Below are 3947 nucleotides of genomic sequence, written 5' to 3'. Positions count from 1 at the left end.
CGGCAGAAGGATTGTGGGGTTTCTTACCCTCTTCGGCGCTGTCGGGAACAAGACCGCAAAACGTTTCTCATCCCCGTGGGGGACCCAACCCCCCCCCCCGGGCCGACGTCGAAGGGCTCAGCCCCTCGTGTGCAGGTGGAGGTCAGGAATCGCGCCGCCCCGTCAGGTGCCGCTCCGCGAAGTCCAGTTCCAGCCGCACCTGCTTGATCCGCTCGTCCACCACCAGCGAGCCGTGCCCCGCGTCGTACCGGTACACCTCGTGCACCGCGCCCCGGGCCTCCAGCCGCTTCACATAGTTGTCGATCTGGCGGATCGGGCAGCGCGGGTCGTTGACGCCCGCCGAGATGTAGACCGGGGTCTTCACCTGGTCGACGTAGGTCAGCGGGGACGACGCCTCGTAGCGCTCCGGTACCTCCTCCGGGGTGCCGCCCAGGAGGGTGCGGTCCATGGCCTTCAGGGCCTCCATCTCGTCGTGGTACGCGGTGACATAGTCGGCGACCGGGACCGCCGCGATGCCCACCGTCCACGCGTCCGGCTGGGCGCCGAGGCCGAGGAGCGTGAGGTAGCCGCCCCAGGAGCCGCCGGTCAGGATCAGCCGGGCCGGGTCGGCAAGGCCCGAGGTCACCGCCCACTCGCGGACCGCCGCGATGTCCTCCAGCTCGATCAGCCCGACCCGGTGCTTGAGCGCGTCGGTCCACGCCCGGCCGTAGCCCGTCGAGCCCCGGTAGTTGACGCGCACCACCGCGTACCCGTGGTCCACCCAGGCCGCCGGGCCCGCGGCGAACGCGTCGCTGTCGTGCCAGGTCGGGCCCCCGTGGATGTCGAACACGGTGGGGAGCGGGCCCTCGACGCCCTCGGGGCGCTGCACGAGCGCGTGGATACGGCCGCCCGGTCCCTCCACCCACACGTCCCGCACCGCGACCGAGCCGGGGGACCTCATGCCGGGCGGGTCCAGTACGACCTGTCCCGTCGTAGAGCGCACCGCCGACGGCTCGGCCGCCGACGACCACAGATACTCCACGCTGCCGTCCGGCCGGGCCGTCGCCCCCGACACCGAGCCCGCGGGGGTCGGGATCCGCACCGCCGCACGCCGCTCCAAGTCGTACCGGAACAGCTCGCTGCGCGCCTCGAAGCTGTGCACGATCAGCAGCCCGGACCCGTCGGGATACCACTCCGCGCTCACATCGCCCGGCAGCTCCAGCGCGAGATCGGACTCCTCCCCCGTCGCCACGTCCCACACCAGCGGCTCCCAGCGACCGCGGCGCTGATGCCCGATGAGCAGCCGGGTGTCCCCGTCCACCGGGGCGAAGCCCAGGACCTCCAGGCCCAGCTCCTCGGTGCCGCCCTTGGTGTCGTCGAGCTCGGCGACCGCGGTGCCGTCCGGGCGCAGGACGCGCAGGGCCGAGTGCATCGCGTCGCCGTGCTCGGTGTGCTCGACGGCGATCAGCGTCCCGTCGTGCGAGAGGTCGCCGACGCCCGCGGACTCGCGGTGGCGGTAGAGCTCCACCGGGGGCTCACCGGCGCGGGCCAGATGGATCGTCGTGCCGTCCTCGTCCGTGGAGCGGCCCACGATCGCCGTACGCCCGTCCCGTCCGAGGGCCAGGCCCGCCGGGTACGACGGGTCCAGGCCGGGCGCCGCGAGCTCGTCCTCGCCGCCGCCGAAGCGCTGGCGGCGCCAGACGCCGAACTCGTCGCCGTCCTTGTCGTCGAACCACCAGATCCAGGTGCCGTCCGGGGAGAGCACGCCGTCCGTCGTGCCGTTCGGCCGGTCCGTCACCTGGCGCTGCTCGCCCGTCGCACGGTCCCAGGCGTACAGCTCGTAGGTGCCCGTGGCATTCGACACGAACAAGGAGCGGTCCGGTGCGTCCTCCGCCCAGTCGGGCAGCGACACCCGGGGCGCCCGGAAGCGCTTCTCCCAGTCCGGCATGTCCTTGTCCTGCATGTGGTGATCCCGCGAATCGGACCCGTGGCTCTCAGTCATGGCCCCATAGTGCCTGGCCCGGCCGGCAATCCGCTGCCGAGGTCCCCAGCCTGTGGATAACTTCGCGGCCATGCCCTCGCGGGCAGGGCCGGATGTCAGTGGCGGGGTGCAGACTTCACGGCATGACCGATCTGCGCAAGACAGTCGAGAGGTTCTGGGCCGCCGCCGAGGCCCGGGACTGGGACACGTTCGCCGGGACACTGGCCGAGGACGTGGTGTACACGCTGCCGCAGACACGAGAGCGCATCAGCGGCAGGGAGCGGTACGTGCAGTTCAACCGGGAGTATCCCGGGGACTGGCACCTGCAAATCGAGCGGATGGTCGCCGAACCGGGCCAGGTCGTGACCTGGCTCCGCTTCACGGTGGGGCTGGAGGAGATGTACGGCATCTCGTTCTTCACCGGCACCGAGCGGATCGGCTCCATCACCGACTTCTGGCCCGAGCCCTACGAGCCCCCGACCGGCCGCGATCACCTCACCGAGCGGTACTGACCCCGCGGGCGGGCCCTGCGCGACAGCCCCGTACCTTTGAGGGCGTGTACCGGTTTCTGCTGACGCCCCGTTGGTGGGGGATCAACGTCTTCGTGCTGCTCGCCATCCCGTTCTGTGTGTTCATGGGGTCCTGGCAGCTCAGCCGGTTCGAGGCGCGGGTCGAGGACCATCGCAGCGCCGGTGAGCAGGCGGAGGAGAACAAGCGGGAGGCCGCCAGTCCGCTCGCCGAGCTGCTGCCGGTGGACAAGGCGACGTCGGGCAGACAGGCCACCGCGCGCGGGCGCTACGACAAGCAGCTGCTCGTGCCGGGCCGGGAGCTGGACGGCAAGCGCGGCACTTACGTCCTGACGCTGCTGCGCACCGACGACGGCAAGGCACTGCCGGTCGTGCGGGGCTGGTTGCCGGGCGACGCCGACCGGGCCGACGCCCCCGCCGCGCCCACCGGCGAGGTCGAGGTCACCGGCGCGCTCCAGGCGTCCGAGATGCCCGGGGAGAACGGCGTGCCCGCCCAAGGGGGCCTGCCGTCCGGTCAGACGGGCGCGATCAGCGCGGCGTCGCTGGTGAACCTGGTGCCGTACGACGTCTACGACGCCTGGATCACCCTCGACAAGGCCGACTCCGGCATGAAGGCCGTACCGGCGTCCGCGCCCGGCGACACCGGCCTGGACCTGAAGGCGTTCCAGAACCTCGGCTACACCGGAGAGTGGTTCGTCTTCGCCGGGTTCGTGGTCTTCATGTGGTTCCGGCTGCTGCGCCGCGAGGTGGAGTTCGCCCGGGACGCGGAACTGGGCCTGGCGCCGGACGAGGAGCGCGTTTCCAGCCCGTCCGGCGTGTGAGAAACCGGCGCTGCGGCTACGCCCCCGCCAGCACACCCGTCCAGTAGATGGTCCCCGCGCACGCGTTGGACACCGTCACCGTGGCCGTCGGCGCACCCGCCTCCGTCGTGTTGGTGACCGTGACGCTGCCGTCGAGGGTGGTGTCCTGCGACAGGAGCTGGGTGGAGGTGCCGGTGTCGCCGCCCGTGGAGGTGCCGTCGGTCGAGCCGCTGGTGGTGTCGGTCGGGGTCGGGTCGGGCGAGGGTTCGCCGCCGCCCGTGCCGCCGCCGGTCGTGGGGTCGCTCGTCGTGGGGCAGGTCTCCGAGGGGATCCAGGCGAACTTCACCTCGTAGGCGGCGCCCGGCTTGAGGACGAGCGAGGTCAGTTCCTGCGCGGGATCGGGCAGGCCCACCGCGGGGTCGCCGGAGACATGCCGGGCCGGGGCGATCTTCGTCGCGTCGGCCGCGCCGCCCGTCGCGAAGTTCACCGTGCCGGGCCCGCTGACCGTGCAGTCGGCCGTGGAGATGTTGCTGAAGCGGAAGGTGCCGTACACCGCGCCGGAGGGGTCGGCGGCGTCGGCGCTGCCGCCCGAGGTGCCGAGCTGTTCGGCGCTGCACGCCGTGACGCCGGCCGCGGTGGTCGCCGTGGGGTCCTCGGGGC

Annotated in this window: 3 protein-coding genes and 1 pseudogene; 2 read left to right on the top strand and 2 right to left on the bottom strand. The window is 72.2% G+C overall.

Features of this window, described 5'->3' with window-relative positions:
* Window positions 1–142: 142 nt before the first annotated feature.
* Entirely contained in the window at window positions 143–1981 is a 1839-nt protein-coding gene (locus tag ACFQ6S_RS11520; RefSeq protein ID WP_383406573.1) for a prolyl oligopeptidase family serine peptidase, read from the bottom strand.
* 122 nt (window positions 1982–2103) lie between these two features.
* On the opposite strand from ACFQ6S_RS11520, the gene ACFQ6S_RS11515 reads away from it, so the two are divergent.
* Complete coding sequence (locus ACFQ6S_RS11515) at window positions 2104–2472, top strand: nuclear transport factor 2 family protein (RefSeq protein WP_383406570.1); 369 nt, start codon at window positions 2104–2106, stop codon at window positions 2470–2472.
* 44 nt (window positions 2473–2516) lie between these two features.
* Window positions 2517–3308: an SURF1 family protein gene (locus ACFQ6S_RS11510; protein ID WP_383406568.1), complete on the top strand. Its 792-nt coding sequence runs from the start codon at window positions 2517–2519 to the stop codon at window positions 3306–3308.
* A gap of 16 nt (window positions 3309–3324) precedes the next feature.
* Here ACFQ6S_RS11510 and ACFQ6S_RS11505 read toward each other — a convergent pair.
* Window positions 3325–3947, bottom strand: a pseudogene (locus tag ACFQ6S_RS11505) (hypothetical protein); the annotation flags it as partial.

It is taken from the genome of Streptomyces sp. NPDC056479, assembly GCF_042795335.1.
In the GTDB taxonomy this organism is placed as follows: Bacteria; Actinomycetota; Actinomycetes; order Streptomycetales; family Streptomycetaceae; genus Streptomyces.
This window is presented reverse-complemented; position numbering and strand designations above follow the sequence as displayed.

Coding starts and splice junctions, on each gene's coding strand:
- ACFQ6S_RS11515 (WP_383406570.1), top strand. CDS start 2,104: ATGACCGATCTGCGCAAGACAGTCGAGAGGTTCTGGGCCGCCGCCGAG.
- ACFQ6S_RS11520 (WP_383406573.1), bottom strand. CDS start 1,981: ATGACTGAGAGCCACGGGTCCGATTCGCGGGATCACCACATGCAGGAC.